The sequence below is a fragment of the Amycolatopsis thermoflava N1165 genome (genome assembly GCF_000473265.1).
GTDB classification, from domain to species: Bacteria; Actinomycetota; Actinomycetes; order Mycobacteriales; family Pseudonocardiaceae; genus Amycolatopsis_E; species Amycolatopsis_E thermoflava.
In genome coordinates this window covers 6,410,390-6,429,752 of the sequence record NZ_KI421511.1, presented here as the reverse complement: position 1 = coordinate 6,429,752, position 19,363 = coordinate 6,410,390, and the positions used below count along the sequence as shown (strand labels likewise).

Sequence of the window (19,363 nt, the reverse complement as noted above, 5' to 3'; positions counted from 1 at the left end):
GTTATCTCACTTCCTCCGACGCGCCCAGCACCACCGGGACGTTGTCGATCAGCCGGGTCCGCCCGACCCGGGCGGCGATCAGCAACCGTGCTTCCCCATCGACGGGTGCGGGACCGAGATCGGTTCCGCGCAATTCGAGGTAATCCACGTCGACCTCCGGGCGGGCGGCCAGCGTCGCGCGCGCCGCCGAGAGGACCGCTTCCCCGCCGTTCGGGCCGGAATGCCCGCCTGCGGCGAGCGCCGCGGACAGCACCACGGCGGCTTCCCGCTGTTCCGGCGAGAGGTAGACGTTGCGCGAGGACAGGGCCAGGCCGTCGGATTCCCGCACCGTCGGCACCCCGATCACGCGGACGTCGAGGTTCAGGTCGCGCACCATCCGCTTGATCAGGACCAGCTGCTGGTAGTCCTTCTCGCCGAAGAACGCGAAGTCCGGCGTGACGATGTTGAACAGCTTCGCCACCACTGTCAGCACACCGGCGAAGTGGCCGGGGCGGTGGGCGCCCTCCAGCTCGTCGCCGAGCGGGCCCGGGTGCAGGGTCACCGCGTGGCCGTCTGCGTAGAGGTCGCCGACCTTGGGCACGAACGCGATCTCCACGCCGTCCTCGGCGAGGATCTCCAGGTCCCGCTCCAGCGGCCGCGGGTAGGCGTCGAAGTCCTCGCCCTCGCCGAACTGCAGGGGGTTCACGAAGATCGACACGGCGACGACGGTGTTCGGCAGGCGCTTGGCGCGACGGATCAGTTCGCGGTGACCGGCGTGCAGCGCGCCCATGGTCGGCACTAGCGCGACCTTGCGGCCCACCGAGTGCAGCGCCGCGGTGACCCGGTGCACGTCGCCGGGCGTCTGGTAGGTGTTCAGCTGCCCGCGGCTGAATTTCGGTGTGGTCACGGGTTTTCCGGCCTTTCCAGAAGTTCGGTGATCTCGGCGGCGGCGCCGGCGTCGAGCAGGCCGGCCGCTTCGGCTCGCTGCGCGGTGCGCCGGGCGAGCGAGGTGTAGGCGGGCACGATCGCGGGCTCGGTGGCTTCGAGCACGCCCAGGTGCTTGCGCAGGGTACCGGTGTCACCGCGGGCGACCGGACCGGTCAGGGCTCGGTCACCGTGCCGCAGCGCATTGTCCAGCGCCGCCGACAGCAACGGGCCGAGCATGCGCTCCGCGTCGCCGATCCCCGCGCCGCGCAACAGGTCCGCGCAGTCGTCGACGAGCGTGATCAGGTGGTTGGCGCCGTGCGCGAGCGCCGCGTGGTACAGCGCCCTGGCGGCTTCCGGCACCCGCACCGGTTCCGCGCCCATCTCGACGGTCAGCGCCTCGCCGACGCTCCACGCGGCCTCGTCGTCGGCCGCGGCGGTGACGCCGACGCTGCAGGCGGTGAGCCGGTCGAGGTCCTCGGAGCGGCCGGTGAAGGTCATGACCGGGTGCAGGGCCAGCGGCAGCGCACCGGCCGCGGCGGCGGGGGCCAGCACGTCGAGGCCGTGCGCGCCGGAGGTGTGGATGACGATCTGGCCGGGGCGCCAGGAACCGGTGGCGGCCAGACCGCGGACCAGGCCGGCGAGTTCGTCGTCGGGCACGGCCAGCAGCACGAGGTCCGCGGCCGCGGCGACCTCGTCCGGCGGTTTGAGCGGGACACCCGGCAGCATGCGCTCGGCGCGGGCCTGGGAAGCGGCGGAAATGCCGGAGGCGGCGACCACCGTGTGCCCGGACCGGGTCAGCGCGGCGCCGACGACGCTGCCCACGCGGCCGGCGGAGATCACTCCGACACCCAGCCTTGCGGGACGACTCACGGCGTGCCCCTGTGGACGCTCATGGCAGCAGAACTCCTCAGCTCGTTCCAGTCCCGCTCCGTTCGCGGGTACCGGACGACGGGGCGAGAGTAGCTCGCGGAAACGCCCCGGGTCGGCGGCGGGTGACCAGCTTCACCCGACCCGGTTTACCCGGTATGACTGCCTTCACCCGCCAGCCGGACCGCGTCGGCGCGGGCCGCGCGCAGCGTGGCCAGCACGTCCCGCTTGCGCTTCTCGTGGTCCGGGGTCTCCTTGCGGCGGCGCAGGAACGCGAGTTCGGTCACGCTGGCCTGGTAGCGCGCCACGGCTTTCGCGGCCTCGCGACCGGACTGCTGCCTGGCCTGCCGCCGCCACTCGCGGCGGCCGGCGAGCGTGGACAGCAGCTCGACCTCCGACGGGGCGATCAGCCGCGCCTGGACCATCGCGGGCAGGGCGGCGGTGACGATGCGTTGTTCGCGGCGGCGTTGCAGGAGGACGAGCATCACGACCGCGATGAACATCGGGACCATGATCAGGAAGTAGACGTTGAGGAACGTTTGCGCCCCGCCGAGGACCGCCGCGCCGTTCCACAGGGCGTGCAGCAGGACGGCGCCCAGGTAGGCGCCGATTGGGGCGAGGATCTTGACGGCCCGGTTGTCGGCGCGGGCGGCGTAGCCGAGGCCGATGCCGGTGATCGCGGCGAACAGCGGGTGCGTGAACGGCGACAGCACGCCGCGCAGCACGAACGCGGCGATCACACCGGTGCTGGTGGCGTCGCCGAAGCCGTAGTCGGCGAAGGCGCGGCCGAAGTAGTAGATGTTCTCGGTGAACGCGAAGCCGGCCGCGGTGAACCCCGCGTAGACGATGCCGTCGATGACCCCGTCGAACTCGTCGGCGCGGCGCAGCAGGACGGCGAGCACGAACGAGGCCTTCGCGGCCTCCTCGACGAGCGGGGCGGACAGGAGCGCGCTGAGCTTGCTGCCGCTGCCCTCGCCGAGGAGCAGGTCGCCCACCGTTTCGGCGGTGTTGTTGATCAGCAGGGCGGTGATCGCGGCGAGGCACGCGCCCCAGAAGAAGGCGACCAGGAGGAACTTCGCCGGCTCCGGTTCCCAGCGGTCGACCCACAGGATGGTCGCCACGACGACCGCGACGGGAACGAGCGCCGCGGCGACGCCGATGGCCACCGCGAGGGGCCCGACCTGCACGGTGACCAGGCCGAGAACGGTCAGGCCGCACACGGCCAGGATGACGAGGCCGAGCACGGGCAGGAGCACGGTGAGCCTGCGAGGGGGTGCCGTCACAGCCCGGCACTCTACGGTGACGGACTGCGGGGGCGGGCGGGGTGGGCGGTGCTTCGGGGCCCCCGGTGCAGCGGGCTCAGCCGCAGCGCCGGCGCCGTGCGATGCGGTCGCGTAGCGCCGAGTCGCCCGGCCGCGCAGCGGCGAGCCGGGCACCTCGGGGGTGTCCCCGGCTCAGCAGAAGCGGGCAGCGGGGCAGCCACGAAGGAACAGGGCGCGACTGGCCGGCGGGCGGCACAGCCGTGGAGCGGCACAGCCGCAGCGGGCGCAATCACCGAAGCAGCACGGCGGCGGTCAGCCACCACACCAGCACGGCGATGATGCTGCCGCGAGAGCGGCACGGCAGCGGTCCATCACCACAGCGACACGGCGATGATGCTGCCGCGGGACCGGCACGACGGCGGTCAGCCACACAGCAGCACGACGACGATGCTGCCGCGGGACCGGCACGGCGACGGTCAGCCACACAGCAGCACGACGACGATGCTGCCGCGAGAGCGGCACGGCGACGGCCAGTGACGCAGTGCGGCGAAGCGTGCAACCGCCGCGGGCGGCGGTGCTCGGCGGCGCACTGCCTCCGGCAATGCTGCGGTGCCGTCATGCACGGTGGCCACCCCCGCGGAATTGCTGTGGTTCAGATGAGCCGCCGCGCGGGATCGTCCTGGGTCAGATCCACCGCCGGTGGGATCGTCGTGGTGCCGGTTGGCCACCCCGCGGAATCGCCGCGATGCAGATCGGCAGCCGCGCGGGATCGCCGTGGTTTGGATCGGCAGCCCGCAATCGCGGTGGCCCAGGTCGGCAGCCCCGCGAAATCGCCACGGTTCAGAACCCCGCCGCACGGAACCGTCGCGGGGAAGGTCGGCCGCCGCGGGATCACAGTGACGCAGATCCACGGCCCACGAAACCGCCGTGGTTCAGATCCCCACCGCGCGCAATCGTCGCGGTTCAGATCCACCACCCCCGCGAATCGCGGTGGCCCCGGTCGGCACCCCCGGGAAATCGCCACGGTTCAGAATCCCGCCGCGCGGAATCGGCGCGGGGCAGGTCGGCCGCGTCCCGCGGAATCGCGGCGCACTGTCGTCGGCAGCCGTGGTGCAAGGGCAATCCGCGGAAGTGGTCAGTCCTCGGCGCGGCGGCGGCGTCGGGGGGTCGCCGTTTTGCCGTTCGCTGCCAGGAGTTCGCTCACCGAGCGGCCCGCGGAGTGGGAACCGGTGTCCTCCTCCACCGCGGCGCGGCGGCCGCGTGGGGTTTCCGGCTCGGGCTTCGCCCGGCGGCCGGTGCTCGCCCACGTGGCGGCTTCGTCGTCGGGGCGGTGGCGGCGGCCCGTGGGCGTCTCATCGGTGGCACGGTGGCCCGTTCCTTCAGCGCTGCGGCGGCCCGCGGGCGTCTCGTCCGTCGCGCGGTGGCCGCTCGCTTCGGCGCTGCGGCGACCCGAGGACACCTCGTCGGCGGCGCGATGGCCCGTCGCTTCAGCGCTGCGCCGGCCCGTGGGCGTCTCGTCGGCCGCCCGGTGGCCGCTCGCTTCGGCGCTGCGGCGGCCTGAGATCGCGGCGGCGGAACGGTACCCGGTCGACTCCGCGGAGCGGCGTCCGGCGACCGCGGCGCCCGCGCTCGATCGGCGTGCCGGGCCCTCCGCCTCCGCGGCCACCGAGAGCCGCGGCAGTGCCTCGGCCTCGGGAGCGCGCTCCGCGCCTCGACGGCCCGCGTCGGCCTCCGGTGTCCGCAGGCTCGCCGGCACATCGGCGTCCGAACGCAGCCCGGGCGGCGCCTCGTCGGCGTCCGGCACCCGCGGCGCCTCGTCGGGGCGGCGACGGCGGCCGGCGGGGGCCTCGTCCTCTTCCGCGCGACGCCGACGGCCACCCGGCCTGCCCTGCTGCGCCAGCCGCCGGACCTCGACCGGCAACGTCTCGTTGACCACCGGGTGGTCCTCGGGGACCACCGGCGACGGCTCCGGCTGCACGGGCCGCGTCACGCGGGTCGGGAACGCCGCCGACAGGTCGGTGGCCGAACGCTCGGCTCGCGGCGTCCAGTCCGGATCGACGGCCTTGGCGACCTGCGTCGGCTGCTCCACCCGCTGCGGTTCCCGCTTGACCGGCGTCGTCGCGGCTGTCGGGCGCCCACGGTCAGGGCGGCTCGGCGCGGGACGGCTCGGCTCCACGGGCCGGGTCTGCGGGCGTTCCGGCTTCTTCGCCGCCGGCTGCACCCGCGTGCGCTCGGGGTCGACGGGTTCGGCGTTCGCGACCCGGCGGACGGGGAGGTCCATCGACACCTCGGGCCGCCGCGGCTCCGGCGCGCTCGGGCGGCCGCCTGCGCGCACCGGCTCCTTCTCCCGCACCCGCTCGATGAACTCGGTCGGCCGGTCGGTGATCTCCCGCTTCTTCGCCGCGGTGATCTGCGGCGGCTGGCTCGTGCCGGACTCGACGACCCGCTGCTCCTCGTGCAGCGCCCGCATCCGGGTCGCCTGCGCGGTCAGCGCGACGCGCTCCAGCAGCACCTCGCCGCCGAACAGGCTCTGCAGGTTGTCCCGCAGGGAAGCGATTTCCGTGCGCAGCGCGTCCAGTTCGCTGCGGGACTCGGACTCGACCCGTTGCCGCGTCTCGGCTTCGACCTCCAGCTCGAACTCGCGCCGCGCGGCGATCTCGCGTTCGAGCTCCAGCTCGTAGACCTCCTGCGCCTGTGCCACGGCCTCTTCGGTGTTCGTCGCCTGGCGGCGGTAGCGCACGGCGAGGAACGCGCCGATCAGAGCCGCCCACAACGCGGCGACGATCCCCAGCCGCAGGTAGCGGATGTCGTCGGCGACCACCAGCGGAATCGTGGCGCCGACCGCGAGGACCAGGCCGATGAGAAACCACGGCCTGCCCACGACGCGGCCGCGCGTCTCGTCACCCTCGCCAGTCATGACCAACACCGTACCCGCTAGTTATGCGTCCGAGACCTAGTTGGTACTTCGAGCGGTCGGTTCTCAGCGTTAACCGGTCGGGTGATGATCGGGATCACTTTCGTCGTCTTCCGGCGTGCGGCAGCAGTGCTCGAGCCAGAGCGCCGCGGCGATCAACACGGCCGCGCACACCGCTCCGATCGCGACACTGCGGAGGTCGCTCGACGCCGCGGCCAGCTCCGACGCCCGCGGGATCAACGCGCCGGCGATCCCGGCCCACGCGCCGAGCATGATCGCGCCGAGCAACGAGGAGGCCTTCGCGAGCGCGACCGTGCGCGCCGCCGAGACCGCGTTGACGAGCCGGCCGGACCGGACCCGCGACCGCATCACGAAGGCCAGTGCGACTTCGATCACCGCGAGCACGAACAGCGTGACGCCGACCGGCCGCGGCAGGCGGGGCAGGTCCCCGTAGGCGAACCTGAACAACAGGTACGCGGCCACGAGCCCGACCAGCCCGGCGATCACCAGCTCTCGGGGCCGGGTGAAGTGCATACCGCCACGGTACCCAGGTGATCTGGCACAGTTGACTCTCCACCGGCTGGAGGGTTGAGCATGGGACGCGCGGACGGGACGTTCACGATCGGCGAGCTGAGCCGGCGGACCGGGTTGCCGGTCAAGACCATCCGGTTCTACTCCGACGAGGGGCTGCTCCCGCCCGCCGACCGCACCGGTTCCGGCTACCGGCTCTACGACGTGACGGCGATGGCCCGGCTCGAACTGATCAAGACGCTGCGCGAACTCGGCCTCGGGCTGACGGATGTGGCCGCGGTGCTCGCGCGGGAGACGAGCGTCCCCCGCCTCGCCCGGCGGCACATCGACGCGCTCGACGAGCAGATGCGCAGGCTGCGGCTGCGGCGCGCGGTTCTGCGTGCGGTCGTGAAACGCGAATCCGAGCTGGAGGAAGTGAAACTGATGAACAGGCTGGCGGCGATGTCCGACGAAGAGCGGGCCCGCCTGGTCGACGAGTTCTGGCGGGAGGTGACCGACGGCCTGCCGGTCGACGCGGAGTTCTACGAGCGGATGCGTTCGGCGAAACCGGAGCTGCCCGACGACCCGTCGCCCGAGCAGCTGGAGGCGTGGATCGAGTTCGCCGAGCTGATCCAGGACCCGGAGTTCCGCGCGGTGACGCGGCGGATGAGCGAACGGCACGCCGACGACCTGCGGGCGGGCCAGGCGGCCGTGCCTGCGCAGGAGGACTGGATCGGCTGGAGCGAGCGGGCGCAGAAGGCGCTGGAAGCCGGGCTGGCCCCGGATTCACCGGAGGGGCGCGAGCTGGCCGACGACATCGCGCGGGGGTGGGCGCCGGACGGGCAGGACCCCGCGGATCCGGCGTTCCGCGCCTCGGTGGCCGACCGGATCGCCGTCGGGACCGACCGCAGGGCCGAACGGTACTGGCAACTGATGGCGATCATGAACGGATGGCCGGAGGTGCCCACGCGGGTGCCGGCGGTGGAGTGGCTGACGGCGGCTTTGCGGGCGTGATCGCCGAGGTTGCCTCCCGCCCCGCAACAGCGAGCCGGCAACGCAAGTAGGCCGGCCACCCCAACCAGACCTCCCCCGCCCCCGATCCACAGCCGATCTTTAGTCGCCGATCAGCGGGGTCAAGGCACGCTTTCCCGCCTTGACGCCGCTGCTCGGCGACTGAAACACAATCAGGCATCGGGGGCGGGGGTGGTCGGAAGGTGACCGTTTGAGCGCCGTGAGGCGCTTTTCGCGCGTAGGCGCGGGTTTAAAGATCAAAAGATAGTCCTCGCCGGACGGGCAGGCTCCGGGATGACCAGGGGACCGTCGTCGTCTCACCTCGGGTGGGTGGTCGCCGGGTGGTCATCCCGTCGCCTTCCGGTTTGTGCATATCACCTTGAGCCAGGGCCGCAAGGTTGGCATGTCAACTCACGCGGGTGCGGAGGTTGCGGCCCTGGCTCAAGGTGATCGTCCAGTGTCAGGCGACGGGATGACCACCCAGCTACCTTGGGTTTGGTTCAAAGATCGCTCAGCGCGGGAAGGGCTGCAGCAGGCGCACCGAAGCGCGGTCGGAGTCGGGGCGCGCCGCCAGCAGGTCGCGGACACTGCCGTGGCCGGGCAGCACCGCGGCCGGGTCGATTTCCAGCCACGGGATCAGCACGCTCGCGCGCTCGGGCGTTCCTGGGTGCGGCAGCAGCAGCTCCGGGTCGTCCGAGCGCACCCCGTCCACCGTCACCACGTCGACGTCCAGCGTGCGCGGCCCCCACCGCAGTTCGCGCACCCGGCCTGCCCGGCGTTCCAGCTCCTGGCCAGCCCGCAGCCACGCCCACTCGTCCCGCGCGGGATCGTCCACAATGCACACCGCATTCAGGAAATCCGGCTGGTCCTCGACGCCCCACGGTTTCGTTTCGTACACACTGGACACCGCGACCACCGCGGGCCCGAAGAAACCGATCACCGACTTCAGGTACGCCAGCCGGTCGCCCAGGTTCGACCCCAGGGACAGGACCGCCCTCACCCGCGCTCCCGGTGCACGGTCACCGCCACGTCCGCGAAGTTCAGCGGGATCGGCGCCGACGGTTTGTGCACCGTCACCTCGACCGCGGACAACCGCGAATCCTTCAGCACCTCGTCCGCGATCCGGCCCGCGACGCTCTCGATCAGGTCGTACGGCTCACCGCCGACGATGTCCGCCGCCAGCTGCGCCAGCTCGCCGTAGTGCAGGGTCTGCGTCAGATCGTCCGAAGCGGCGGCAGGCGCGAGGTCCAGCCACGCCACGATGTCGACGACGAACTCCTGCCCGTCCCGCTTCTCGTGCTCGAACACCCCGTGCCGCCCGAACACCCGCAGCCCGGTGAGCGTGATCCGGTCAGGCACGCCCGCGCCTCCACGCCGCGGCGACCGCGACCGCGTCCAGCGACGCACCCACGTTGTGCACCCGCACGCCCCACGCCCCCTTCACCGCGGCGATCGCCGACACCGCCGCCGTCGCGTCCTCCCGGCCGTCCGGCGGCCGCGGCGCACCGCTGTCGTCGGCCAGCAGGCTGCCCAGGAACCGCTTGCGGGAAGCGCCCACCAGCACCGGGAAACCCATGTCCAGGAACACGTCCAGGCGGTTCAGCAACGCCCAGTCGTGTTCCGCGCGCTTGGCGAACCCCAGCCCGGGGTCGATGACGATCTTCTCCGGCGCGACCCCGGCGGCCAGCGCGGCGTCGACCCGCGCCTGCAACTCGCGCCGCACGTCCTCGACCACGTCGTCGTACTCGGCCAGCGCGTTCATGTCCTTGCTGTGCCCGCGCCAGTGCATCAGCACCCACGGCGCCTGGCTGCTCGCGGCCACCTTCGCCATGTCCGGATCGGCCAGGCCGCCGGACACGTCGTTGATGATCTCCGCGCCCGCGTCCAGCGTCGCCTCCGCGACGGCGGCGCGCGTGGTGTCCACCGAGAGCCGCAGGCCGTCGGCGGCCAACGTCCGCACCACGGGCAGCACCCGCGCGATCTCGGTCTCCGCGTCCACTCTGGACGAACCCGGCCGCGTCGACTCGCCGCCCACGTCGATGATGTCCGCGCCGCGGTCCCACATCTCGTGCGCGTGGGCCAGCGCCGCGTCCAGGTCGAGGTACCGCCCACCATCCGAGAACGAGTCCGGCGTGACGTTCAGGACGCCCATCACCAGACAGCGGTCCGGCGCCCCGGTGGTCATCGACGGCCCTTGATCAGCTCCAGCGCCTCCGCCCGGGAGGTCGCCGACGTCTGCAGCATGCCGCGCACCGCCGACGTCGTGGTGCGCGCGCCCGGCTTGCGGATCCCGCGCATCGACATGCAGAGGTGCTCGGCCTCGACCACGACGATCACCCCGCGCGGCTCCAGCTTCCGCACCAGCGCGTCGGCGATCTGCGACGTCAGCCGCTCCTGCACCTGCGGGCGCTTCGCGTAGAGGTCGACCAGCCGGGCCAGCTTCGACAGGCCGGTGACCTTGCCGTGGCTGTTCGGGATGTAACCCACGTGCGCGACGCCGTGGAAGGGCACCAGGTGGTGCTCGCACGTGCTGTACATCGGGATGTCGGTGACCAGGACGAGCTCTTCGTGCGACTCGTCGAACGTGCGCTCCAGCACCGACGCCGGATCCGTGTACAGCCCGGCGAACATCTCCCGGTACGCACGGGCGACCCGGGCCGGGGTGTCCCGAAGGCCCTCCCGGTCCGGGTTCTCGCCAACGGCCTCCAGCAGCTCACGCACCGCTTTCTCGGCACGCGCCTGGTCGAAGACCGGCCCCTCCCCGGGCGTCAGCTCACTGTCGATCTTGACCGTCCTGCTCGTCGGGGTTCCGCCGGTGCTGGCCCTGGCCCTCCTCGGAGCCACCGAACCAGTCGCCCTGCCGCGGCTGCTCGCCCTGGTTCGGGCGCCACGGGGTCTGGCCACCCGGCTGGGTCGCCGGGGTCCAGCCCGGAGGCGCACCGTAGTTCGGCGGACCGGACTGGTTGCCGCCGTTGTAGGGCTGCGGCCACTGACCGGTGCCGTTCGGACCGTACGGACGGCCACCGCCGTTGGGCGGCGGGTAGTTCCCGCCCGACGGGGGCGCGTACGGGTTCGACGGCGGTTCCGGCTGGCTGTAGGGCGGGCCACCGGGCAGGTCGCTGCCGCCCGGCGCGGTCCCGACCGGCGTCGGCACCTGACGCGGCGCCGGCTTCTTCTCCGGCGGCGGCCACGGCTCGCCGCGCTCCATCGCCAGCTCGCCCGGCGTCTTGATCGGCGGCTTGTCCGACGGGGTGCGCTCACCGAACTCGTTGAAGACGGTGATGTGCGGCCGCTTCTCGACGGTGGCGAAGATCCGCTCCAGGTCCTTGCGGCTGAGCGTCTCCTTCTCCAGCAGCTCCAGCACCAGGTCGTCGAGCACGTCGCGGTAGGTGTTGAGCACCTCCCACGCCTCGGTGTGCGCGGTCTCGATGAGCTTGCGGACCTCTTCGTCGATCTCGTGCGCGACCTCGAGCGAGTAGTCCGCCTGACGCCCCGCGGAGCGGCCCAGGAACGGGTCGCCCTGGTCCTGGCCGTACTTCACGGCGCCGAGCCGGGCGCTCATGCCGTACTCCATGACCATCGCCTTGGCGATCTTGGTCGCCTGCTCGATGTCGGAGGACGCGCCGGTGGTCGGCTCGTGGAAGACCAGCTCCTCGGCGGTGCGGCCACCCATCGCGAACACCAGCCGGGCGATCATCTCGGACCTGGTCATCAGCTGCTTGTCGTCCTCGGGGACGACGAGCGCGTGCCCACCGGTCCGGCCGCGCGGCAGGATGGTCAGCTTGTAGACCGGCTCGAGGTCCGGCATCGCCCACGCGGCGAGCGCGTGCCCGCCCTCGTGGTAGGCGGTGATCTTCTTCTCCTGCTCGGAGATGATCCGGCTCTTGCGCGCCGGCCCGCCAATGACCCGGTCGACCGACTCCTCCAGCGCCGCGTCGGTGATCACGTGCCCGTTCTGACGGGCGGTGAGCAGCGCGGCCTCGTTGATGACGTTGGCCAGGTCGGCGCCGGACATGCCCACGGTGCGCTTGGCCAGCGCGTTCAGGTCGACGCCCTGCGCCAGCGGCTTGCCCTTCGAGTGCACCTCGAGGATGGCGCGGCGGCCGGCCAGGTCCGGCGCGGACACCGGGATCTGCCGGTCGAAGCGGCCCGGGCGGAGCAGCGCCGGGTCCAGGATGTCCGGGCGGTTCGTCGCGGCGATCAGGATGATCCCGCCGCGCGAGTCGAAGCCGTCCATCTCGACGAGCAGCTGGTTCAGGGTCTGCTCGCGCTCGTCGTGACCGCCGCCGAGGCCGGCGCCGCGCTGGCGGCCGACCGCGTCGATCTCGTCGACGAAGATGATGCACGGGGCGTTCTGCTTGGCCTGCTCGAACAGGTCGCGAACGCGGGAGGCGCCGACACCGACGAACATCTCGACGAAGTCCGAACCGGAGATCGTGTAGAACGGCACGCCGGCCTCACCGGCGACGGCGCGCGCGAGCAGCGTCTTACCGGTGCCGGGCGGGCCGTAGAGCAGCACACCCTTGGGGATCTTCGCGCCCAGCGCCTGGTAGCGGGCCGGGTTCTGCAGGAAGTCCTTGATCTCGTAGAGCTCTTCGACCGCCTCGTCCGCGCCTGCCACGTCGGCGAACGTCGTCTTCGGCATGTCCTTGTTCAGCTGCTTGGCCTTGGACTTGCCGAAGTTGAGGACGCGGTTGCCGCCGCCCTGGGCGTTGTTCATCATCCACATCAGCAGCAGGAGCAGCAGGCCGAGCGGGATGATGTAGTACAGGATCTGCGTGAAGAAGCCCTGCTGCGTGACCGTGGTGGTGAACTTGACGTTCTTGTGGTCGAGCAGCTTCTGGTAGATCGAGCCGGTCGCCTCCGACGGGAACGGCGTGATGATCTGGTCGACCTGCTGGCCGTCGACGTCGATCTTGTTCGTGAGCGACAGCTTGAGCTGCTGCTCCTTGTCCTCCAGGTTGGCTTCCTTCACGTTGTTGTCGTCGATCTGGGCGATCGCCTGTGAAGTGGGGACCTGGGTGTATCCACGGTCGCTGTCGAAGAGGGTGTTGACCGCGAGGAAGATCAACACAACCGCGACGATCCACAGCAGCGGGTTCCTGAGCAGGCGCTTCCGGTCCATATGCCTCGGCCGTTCGGCCTCGACCCTCCCTGGCTAGGCGGTAGATGTCACATCCGCCGTCACGGTGTAGACAACAACTTGCGGTGTGCGAGGAACACCCCGTCCATCCAGGGTACAGTCCGGCCGACATGGGCACCTGCACGAGTCTCAAGCAGGTCAACGGCCGGTGCCGCGGTCTGGTTCCCCGGAGCGGTTCGGGTCAGTTGCCCGGCTCGGTTGTGACGCCCGCCACCATCTCGCCCAGCCTGGTGCGCAGCGTTTTCGCGTCCGCGGAGGAGACGGTCACCCACTCCCGCCCGTCGGCGCCCGGCCGGGACAGGCTCAGGTACCGGCCGGTGGCCGTGTCGAACCAGCCCAGCACCGGTGACCTGCGACGACCGCTCACCTCGGACCTGCTGTTCGCGGCCAGTTGACCACCACGCAGCCGGGGCTGGCCGGCGAGCCGCGCGTAGGCCTCGCGCGGGTCGGAGGAGCCCTCGGACAGCGACCGGCGCCGCGGCTTCGGGTCGCCGCCGACCGGGACCGCCGCCCTGGCCGGCTGAATGCGCAGCGCCTCGTCGACCGGAAGTGTGATGGAAGCCTCCGTGCCGCGCGTGCCCGGCGGCAGCAGGTCGACGACCGTCGAGGCCAGCCCCTCCGGGAAGGCGGGCCGGATCCAGATGCCGTCGGCGTCCTGGATGGCGACCACGCCGAGCGTGCCGTCGGTGGCGGCGAGGATCGACACCGGTGGCACCTGGAAGTCCGGGATGTGCACGGCGTCGATGCTGGTGGAGCCCTGCGCCAGCACGCGGAACCAGTCCTCGACCCGGGGGTCGAGGCGGCCGTAGTGGTCGCGCAGGCCGCGGGCCTTCAGCTCCTCGTGGGCCCGCTGCCGCAGCCGCGCGCGCTCGTCCATGGTCGCGCCGTGTGAGCGCACCTGCAGCGGGTACGGCAGCTCGCCGATGCCCGCCGCCTCCCAGAGGAAGTCGAACGTCATCGGGGTGAAGAACTCGGGGCGGTTCACCGGGCGCTCTCCGGGGTCGGGGTCTCGCCGGTGGCGCTGACCAGCATCTCGCTCACCCGGTGCCGCAGGTTCGCCGCGTCCACGGGAGCGACGGTGAACCGGCACCGCACGCTCGCGAGGTCAACCGGGGTGGGAGCGCATCGCCCACCAGCCTGCCCAAAACGGCTCACCAGGCACCACCCGGCGCCAGCGTCTCGCCAGCCGCGCTGACCAGCATCTCGCTCAACCGGTGCCGCAGGTTCGCCGCATCCGCGGGGGCGACGGTGAACCGGCACCGCACGCTCGCGAGGTCGGCCCGGGTGGCGGCACATCGCCCACCAGCCTGCCCAAAACGGCTCACCAGGCACCACCCGGCGCCAGCGTCTCGCCAGCCGCGCTGACCAGCATCTCGCTCAACCGGTGCCGCAGGTTCGCCGCATCCACGGGAGCGACGGTGAACCGGCACCGCACGCTCGCGAGGTCAACCGGGGTGGGAGCGCATCGCCCACCAGCCTGCCCAAAACGGCTCACCAGGCACCACCCGGCGCCAGCGTCTCGCCAGCCGCGCTGACCAGCATCTCGCTCAACCGGTGCCGCAGGTTCGCCGCGTCCGCGGGGGCGATGGTGATCCAGTCGCGGCCGTCGTGCCCGCGGCTGGCCTGCGTGAAGTAGCGGCCGTCGTCGGTGTCGAACCAGCTCAGCACCGGCGGCCTCGTCTTCGCGCCACTGCGGCTGCGGGCGTTGGCGCCGATCTGCCCGCCGCGCAGCCGCGGCTGGGCCTGGAGCCGGGCCAGCGCCTTGCGGTCGTCGTCCGCGCTGGTCCGCTCGCCGGCCGCGGCGCGGCGCTGCAGGAAGTCGGCCCCGGTGGCCGTCATCAGCTGCTCGAGCGGCACGGTGATCGACTTCTCGCTGCCCCGCCGGGCGGCGGGCAGCAGGGACACGATGGCGCTCGCGAGGCCGTCCGCGGGCATCGGCTGGAAGTGGAAGCCCCGCTCGTCGTGCACCGCGAGCACGCCGCGCCCGGCGAGCGCCGCCGCCACGGCGAGCAGCGGACGCGCGTCCGGCGCGGTGATGTGCACGCTGTCCAGGCTGGTCTCCGACCCCGCCAGCACCTCGAAGAACTCCTCGACGTGCGGCGCGGGGCGGCCCCGGCCGTCGGCCGCGCCGCGCGCGGCGAGCCGGTCCAGGGTCTGCCGTCGCAGCTGCGCGCGCTCGTCCATCGTCGCGCCGTGCGAGCGCACCTCCAGCGGGTACGGCAGTTCGCCTGCTCCGAAGGACTCCCACAGGAAGTCCAGTTCCAGCGGAGTGAGCAGCTCCGCTCGCGCCATCAAGTCCCTCTTTCCCGGTTCGCGCGGTTGCGCCGGATCAGCGGTCGTCCTCGTCGTTCCAGGCCCCGATGACCGGCGGCGCGGTCGCCACGTTGGCGCCGAACGCCTCGTCGGGGTCGGCCTCGACGAGGAAGGAGGCACGGGTGTGCTCCTCGTCCTCCGAGCCCTGCGCGCCGGCACCCATGCCGCCGCCCATGCCGGACGCCGGCGGCGGGGTGCCTGCCCCGCCGATGGTGCCACCGGTGTTCATGAGGCTCTGCTGCTGGGCCTGCTGCTGCGCGTTGCCGTGGGCCTGCTGCGACTGGTCCGAGCTGGCCGCCGTCTCGTCGGTGGCCGGGCGCTCCTTGGCGCCGGACTTGCTGCCGCGGCCGAGAGCGGCCTTGCCACCCACCGCGGCGAGACCCGCCGTGCCGAGACCCGCCACCGCGCCCAGCGCCGCCGCACCGCCGCCACCGGACGACGTCGGCACCGCGGTCACCTGACCCGCACCGGAAGCCGCGCCGGCCGCCGGAGCGGGAGCCGCCGGGACACCGTGCGGACCAGGGACACCGCCGGGCTGGCCACCGGCGGCGAAGCCGGCCGCGCCGGCGCCCGGGATCCCGGTGGTGACGCCGCCGACCGGGCCGAGCCCGACCGATCCGAGGCCGCCGGGCACCGCGCCGGAACCGGCCCCGACGGACTGCGCCGAGGTGCCGCCGAAGCGGCCGTCCGCAGGCAGGCCGAGCGACTCCGGGCCGAAGCTCGGGGTCGCGCTGTCCACCTCGGCCATCGCCTGGGTGTAGGCGTTGAAGTACTGGACCTGCTGGGCGTGCACGGCGCGGGCCTCGTCCGCCTGCACCTTCATGTCGGCGACCATCGCGGCCGGACCGCCGGCGAGCATCGCCGCGGTCTGCTTGGCCGGGTCGAACTCCTTCGGCGCGGGCATCTTCTTGACCTCGGCGGCCGCCGCGGCCTGCTGCGCCATCCGGTTCGACATGGTGTGCGCCGCGTCGCCGGCCTGCTTGCTGGAGTTGGCGATGCCGACCAGCGCGCCCTGCGCTGAGCCGGAGCCCTGCCCGATCCACGCGTTGCCCAGCTCGGCGATCGCGTTGTACAGGTCGTCGGCCGCCTGGTGCAGGCTGTCGCCGTGGGACTGCCACTGCCGCCCGGTGGCCTCGGCCGTGGCCGGGTCGTTGTTCTGAGTGGCGCCGAGGTAGAGCTGGTTGCTCTCCTGCGAGGCCCAGTTCGGCGGGCTGGCGATGGCGCGGTCGCCGCCGTAGGTGAACCCGCCCGCGCTGTTGCGGGCCTGCTGCACCAGCGCGGCGGACTCGCCGTTGTCGCCCAGCTGGACGGCCTCGCCTCTGGGCTCGCTGCTCGGAGAAGTCATCGTGATCGGTCCCCCCGGGTTCAGACCTGACGACCGGACGCCAGCGCGTCTTCGGCGGCCTGCTCGATCTTGTCGTAGTGGCTCATCGCCGCGACGATGGCGTCCTCGGCCTGCTGGTACTGGTTGTAGAGGTTGCGCAGCGCGGTCGCGTACGACTCGCCGCCCCCGTCGGCGCGCTGCACGAACTTCGCGGCGATGGCGTTGCCGACCGGGTTGTTGCCGAGCTTGGGCGGCTCGGCCAGGGCTCCGGCGTTGCGCAGCAGGTTCTCCACCTGGTCCTTGCCGAGGCGGATCTTCTTCAGAACCGCCTGCGCGGCGTCCGGGTCGACCCCCAGCTGCCCGTTCACAGCGGCGTTCCGGAACGCCGCGGCGTCCGCGTAGCTCCCCATCAGTTCTCCCTACCCCACGTCCGTACCGCATCGCGGCGCGTCACCCTCGTTCGCGTAGGTTAACGCACCGCACCGACAGTTATGACGCGTTCCGGCACGTTCGGGTTCACGAATTTCCGGTGCTCACGCACCGTGTTCAGGCGCCGTACACCTTCGGATCAAGGGTGCCGATGTAGGGCAGGTCCCGGTAGCGCTCCGCGTAGTCGAGGCCGTACCCGACCACGAACTCGTTGGGGATGTCGAAGCCGACGTACCGCACCGGCACGTCCACCTTGACCGCCTCCGGCTTGCGCAGCAGCGTGACGACCTCCAGCGACGCCGGGTTGCGGCTCGCCAGGTTCTTCAGCAGCCAGGACAGGGTCAGTCCGGAGTCGACGATGTCCTCGACGATCAGCACGTGCCGCCCGGTGATGTCCCGGTCGAGGTCCTTGAGGATCCGCACCACGCCGGAGGACGACGTGGACGAACCGTACGAGGAGACGGCCATGAACTCCAGCTGCGCCGGCATCGGCAGCACCCGGGCGAAATCGGTCATGAACATGACGGCGCCCTTGAGCACGCCCACCAGCAGCAGGTCGCCGGCAGAGGTCTCGCGCTCGTAGTCCGCGGCGATCTGCTTGGCGAGCTCGGTGATCTTGTCGTTGATCTGCTGCTCGGTGATGAGGACGGAGGCGATCTCGCCTTCGTACACGGGTCAGTCCCCTCTTGTTTCCGGTGGATTCATGGCAAGCCTGCCATGCGTCCGGGTCACCACCAAGCCGCCGGGTAGCCAAACGCCGCCCTGGCCGCGCCACCGCGCGACCAGCGCGTCGACGGACCGCAGGTGGGCGTCGGTGAGGTCGCGCGCGCCGTGCGCGGCGAGCCAGTTCCGCAGGATCCTCCTGCGGAGGGATGCGGGCAGCGGCGCGAGTTCCCCGATGTCCGGTTTTCCGTGCCGTGCCAGGAAGTCCGCGGCAAGCGCGTCGAGCGCCTCGGAATCCTCCCTGAGCTGGGCGGCCGTGCGGGCCAGTGCCGCCGCGACCCCGCCGTTGAGGACGTCTTCCAGCAGCGGCAGCACTTCCGCGCGCAGGCGCACCCGGGTGTAGCGCGGATCGCGGTTGTGCGGGTCCTCCCACGGGGTCAGGCCGAGCGCGCGGCAGGCGTCCCGGGTGGTCGCGCGGGGCACGTCGAGGAGTGGCCTACCCCACGGGAGATCCACAGCACGCATGCCGGCGATCGAGCGCGGACCGGAGCCGCGCCCGAGTCCGAGCAGGACGGTCTCGGCCTGGTCGTCGCGGGTGTGGCCGAGGAGGACGATCCCGCGGTGGTGTGCGCGGAGCGCGGCATAACGGGCGTTCCGGGCGGCCGCTTCCGGTCCACCCGGGCCGGTCACCTCGACGGTCAGGACTTCGGCGGAGTCCACTCCGAGCTTGCGCGCCGTCCCGGCCGCCTCCTCGGCCACGCGCGCGGAACCCGCCTGCAGGCCGTGGTCCACGACCAGTGCCCGCACCGGCAGCCCGAGCCGCCGCCCGGCGAACACGGCGGCCTCGGTGAGCGCCAGCGAATCGGCCCCGCCGGACAGCGCCACGTCGATGGCGGGCACGCCGGGGCACTCCGCCAGCAGGTTCCGCACCGCGCGGCGCACCGCGGCGACCGCGGGGTGCGGCCCGGTCACGGGTGGACGCGCCGCACCCAAGCCTCGGGATCGGCGATCTCGGCCCGGGTCGGCAGCGTGTTGGGCGAGGTCCAGACGGCGTTGAACCCGGCCATCCCGACCCGGTCGACGACGTGCCGGGTGAAGGCCGCGCCCTGCGCGTACTGGCGGATCTTGGCGTCCACCCCGAGCAGCGCCCGCAGCAGCCGGTCCAGCAGGCCGCCGCCCTTGCGCCGCTCGGTGAACCGCGCGCGGATCGTCTCGACGCTGGGCACCACGCCCGGCCCCACCGCGTCCATCACGTAGTCCGCGTGCCCTTCGAGGAGCGTGGACAGCGCCAGCAGCCGGTCGAACACCTCGCGCTGCTCGGGCGAGCGCAACAGCTGCCCCACCGCGACCAGCCCGTCCGCCTTGGCGCGCCGGGCCTCGCGCAACGCGTCCGGCAGCCTGCCGAGCAGGTCGGCCATCCCGTCGTCGTCGCCGGTGAGGCCGCCGACCAGGCGTTCGACCTCGTCGGCGAAGTAGTCCCGCAGCCAGCCGACGGCGGTGAACTGCAGCCGGTGCGTGCTCTCGTGCAGGCACACCCACAGCCGGAAGTCGCGGCCCGGCACCTGCAGCGCCTGCTGCGCGGTGACCACGTTCGGCGCCACCAGCAGCAGCCGGCCACCGCCGTCCGGGCCGCCGAACGGGTCGTACTGGCCCAGCACGCGCGAGGCCAGGAAGGCCAGCACCACGCCGGTCTGCACGCCGGCGCCACCGGCCAGGACGGGCCCCAGCGGCCCCGCCGGGTTCGGCGGCAGCGCCTTCGCGGTGAGCGCGTCGAGCCCGGCGGCCGCCGAGCGCACCCAGCCGGGCCGGTCCACCACGTCACCGGGGAGCAGCGGCAGCCCGGCGCCCAGCCCGGTCAGCTCGCGGACGTGGGCCTCGGCGTCGAGCGACAGCTCCCGCAGCTCGGTCACGGCCAGGCCGGCTTCCTCGCGGGAGACCACCGGCCCGCCACGGGCGAGGAAGGCGCCCGTGGAAGCGGCCAGTGACCAGTCCACGACCGGCCGGGACGCAACCTCGCTCAT

19 protein-coding genes are annotated in these 19,363 nt (G+C 72.5%); 2 read left to right on the top strand and 17 right to left on the bottom strand.

Annotation, left to right across the window (positions count from 1 at the left end; all coding sequences use genetic code 11):
- Position 1 precedes the first annotated feature (1 nt).
- The 3 genes from panC to AMYTH_RS0131765 all read right to left on the bottom strand — a co-directional run bounded on the left by panC (position 2) and on the right by AMYTH_RS0131765 (position 3,029).
- Positions 2-886, bottom strand: a complete 885-nt coding sequence (gene panC / locus AMYTH_RS0131775) for a pantoate--beta-alanine ligase (protein ID WP_020417091.1) — start codon at positions 884-886, stop codon at positions 2-4.
- Positions 883-1,827, bottom strand: a complete 945-nt coding sequence (locus AMYTH_RS0131770; RefSeq protein WP_378333637.1) for a Rossmann-like and DUF2520 domain-containing protein — start codon at positions 1,825-1,827, stop codon at positions 883-885. The genes panC and AMYTH_RS0131770 overlap by 4 nt, the downstream gene beginning before the upstream one ends.
- A 95-nt stretch (positions 1,828-1,922) precedes the next feature.
- Complete coding sequence (locus AMYTH_RS0131765) at positions 1,923-3,029, bottom strand: PrsW family intramembrane metalloprotease (RefSeq protein WP_027933626.1); 1,107 nt, start codon at positions 3,027-3,029, stop codon at positions 1,923-1,925.
- 396 nt (positions 3,030-3,425) lie between these two features.
- Here AMYTH_RS0131765 and AMYTH_RS49125 point away from each other — a divergent pair, with 396 nt between their 5' ends.
- Positions 3,426-3,572 carry a hypothetical protein gene (locus AMYTH_RS49125; RefSeq protein ID WP_157360680.1) on the top strand — a complete coding sequence of 49 codons (147 nt, stop codon included), beginning with the start codon at positions 3,426-3,428 and terminating at the stop codon, positions 3,570-3,572.
- A gap of 598 nt (positions 3,573-4,170) precedes the next feature.
- Here the strand turns inward: AMYTH_RS49125 and AMYTH_RS0131755 are convergent.
- Together AMYTH_RS0131755 and AMYTH_RS0131750 are read right to left on the bottom strand one after the other, a co-directional pair.
- Positions 4,171-5,952 carry a DUF6779 domain-containing protein gene (locus AMYTH_RS0131755; RefSeq protein WP_027933625.1) on the bottom strand — a complete coding sequence of 594 codons (1,782 nt, stop codon included), beginning with the start codon at positions 5,950-5,952 and terminating at the stop codon, positions 4,171-4,173.
- 69 nt (positions 5,953-6,021) lie between these two features.
- Positions 6,022-6,483 carry a DUF3180 domain-containing protein gene (locus tag AMYTH_RS0131750; protein WP_027933624.1) on the bottom strand — a complete coding sequence of 154 codons (462 nt, stop codon included), beginning with the start codon at positions 6,481-6,483 and terminating at the stop codon, positions 6,022-6,024.
- A 60-nt stretch (positions 6,484-6,543) separates the two neighbouring features.
- On the opposite strand from AMYTH_RS0131750, the gene AMYTH_RS0131745 reads away from it, so the two are divergent.
- On the top strand, positions 6,544-7,473 hold the full coding sequence (locus AMYTH_RS0131745; RefSeq protein ID WP_027933623.1) for a helix-turn-helix domain-containing protein: 930 nt from the start codon (positions 6,544-6,546) through the stop codon (positions 7,471-7,473).
- A gap of 508 nt (positions 7,474-7,981) precedes the next feature.
- On the opposite strand, the gene folK is transcribed toward AMYTH_RS0131745, so the two are convergent.
- From folK to AMYTH_RS0131670, 12 genes are all read right to left on the bottom strand, one after another.
- Positions 7,982-8,470: a 2-amino-4-hydroxy-6-hydroxymethyldihydropteridine diphosphokinase gene (gene folK, locus AMYTH_RS0131740; RefSeq protein WP_017985431.1), complete on the bottom strand. Its 489-nt coding sequence runs from the start codon at positions 8,468-8,470 to the stop codon at positions 7,982-7,984.
- A complete protein-coding gene (gene folB / locus AMYTH_RS0131735; RefSeq protein WP_027933622.1) occupies positions 8,467-8,829 on the bottom strand; it encodes a dihydroneopterin aldolase in 363 nt (120 codons plus the stop codon). The genes folK and folB overlap by 4 nt, the downstream gene beginning before the upstream one ends.
- Positions 8,822-9,655 (bottom strand): dihydropteroate synthase, encoded by an 834-nt coding sequence (folP, locus tag AMYTH_RS0131730; RefSeq protein ID WP_027933621.1) that lies wholly within the window; start codon positions 9,653-9,655, stop codon positions 8,822-8,824. The genes folB and folP overlap by 8 nt, the downstream gene beginning before the upstream one ends.
- Positions 9,652-10,254, bottom strand: a complete 603-nt coding sequence (gene folE / locus AMYTH_RS0131725) for a GTP cyclohydrolase I FolE (RefSeq protein ID WP_027933620.1) — start codon at positions 10,252-10,254, stop codon at positions 9,652-9,654. Before folE ends, folP begins: the two co-directional genes overlap by 4 nt.
- Positions 10,244-12,595, bottom strand: a complete 2,352-nt coding sequence (gene ftsH, locus AMYTH_RS0131720) for an ATP-dependent zinc metalloprotease FtsH (RefSeq protein WP_027933619.1) — start codon at positions 12,593-12,595, stop codon at positions 10,244-10,246. The genes folE and ftsH overlap by 11 nt, the downstream gene beginning before the upstream one ends.
- A gap of 199 nt (positions 12,596-12,794) precedes the next feature.
- On the bottom strand, positions 12,795-13,598 hold the full coding sequence (locus AMYTH_RS0131715) for an ESX secretion-associated protein EspG (RefSeq protein ID WP_027933618.1): 804 nt from the start codon (positions 13,596-13,598) through the stop codon (positions 12,795-12,797).
- A gap of 506 nt (positions 13,599-14,104) precedes the next feature.
- Positions 14,105-14,905: an ESX secretion-associated protein EspG gene (locus AMYTH_RS0131695; RefSeq protein WP_027933617.1), complete on the bottom strand. Its 801-nt coding sequence runs from the start codon at positions 14,903-14,905 to the stop codon at positions 14,105-14,107.
- A gap of 37 nt (positions 14,906-14,942) precedes the next feature.
- The gene (locus AMYTH_RS0131690) at positions 14,943-16,271 is read right to left on the bottom strand and encodes a hypothetical protein (RefSeq protein ID WP_027933616.1); all 1,329 of its coding nucleotides are present in this window, start codon (positions 16,269-16,271) and stop codon (positions 14,943-14,945) included.
- Between the two features lie 20 nt (positions 16,272-16,291).
- Complete coding sequence (locus AMYTH_RS0131685; protein WP_020422650.1) at positions 16,292-16,660, bottom strand: hypothetical protein; 369 nt, start codon at positions 16,658-16,660, stop codon at positions 16,292-16,294.
- 136 nt (positions 16,661-16,796) lie between these two features.
- On the bottom strand, positions 16,797-17,351 hold the full coding sequence (gene hpt, locus AMYTH_RS0131680; protein ID WP_020422651.1) for a hypoxanthine phosphoribosyltransferase: 555 nt from the start codon (positions 17,349-17,351) through the stop codon (positions 16,797-16,799).
- Positions 17,352-17,354: 3 nt separating this feature from the next.
- Positions 17,355-18,314 carry a tRNA lysidine(34) synthetase TilS gene (gene tilS / locus AMYTH_RS0131675; protein WP_027933615.1) on the bottom strand — a complete coding sequence of 320 codons (960 nt, stop codon included), beginning with the start codon at positions 18,312-18,314 and terminating at the stop codon, positions 17,355-17,357.
- The gene (locus tag AMYTH_RS0131670) at positions 18,311-19,363 is read right to left on the bottom strand and encodes a zinc-dependent metalloprotease (RefSeq protein ID WP_027933614.1); all 1,053 of its coding nucleotides are present in this window, start codon (positions 19,361-19,363) and stop codon (positions 18,311-18,313) included. Before AMYTH_RS0131670 ends, tilS begins: the two co-directional genes overlap by 4 nt.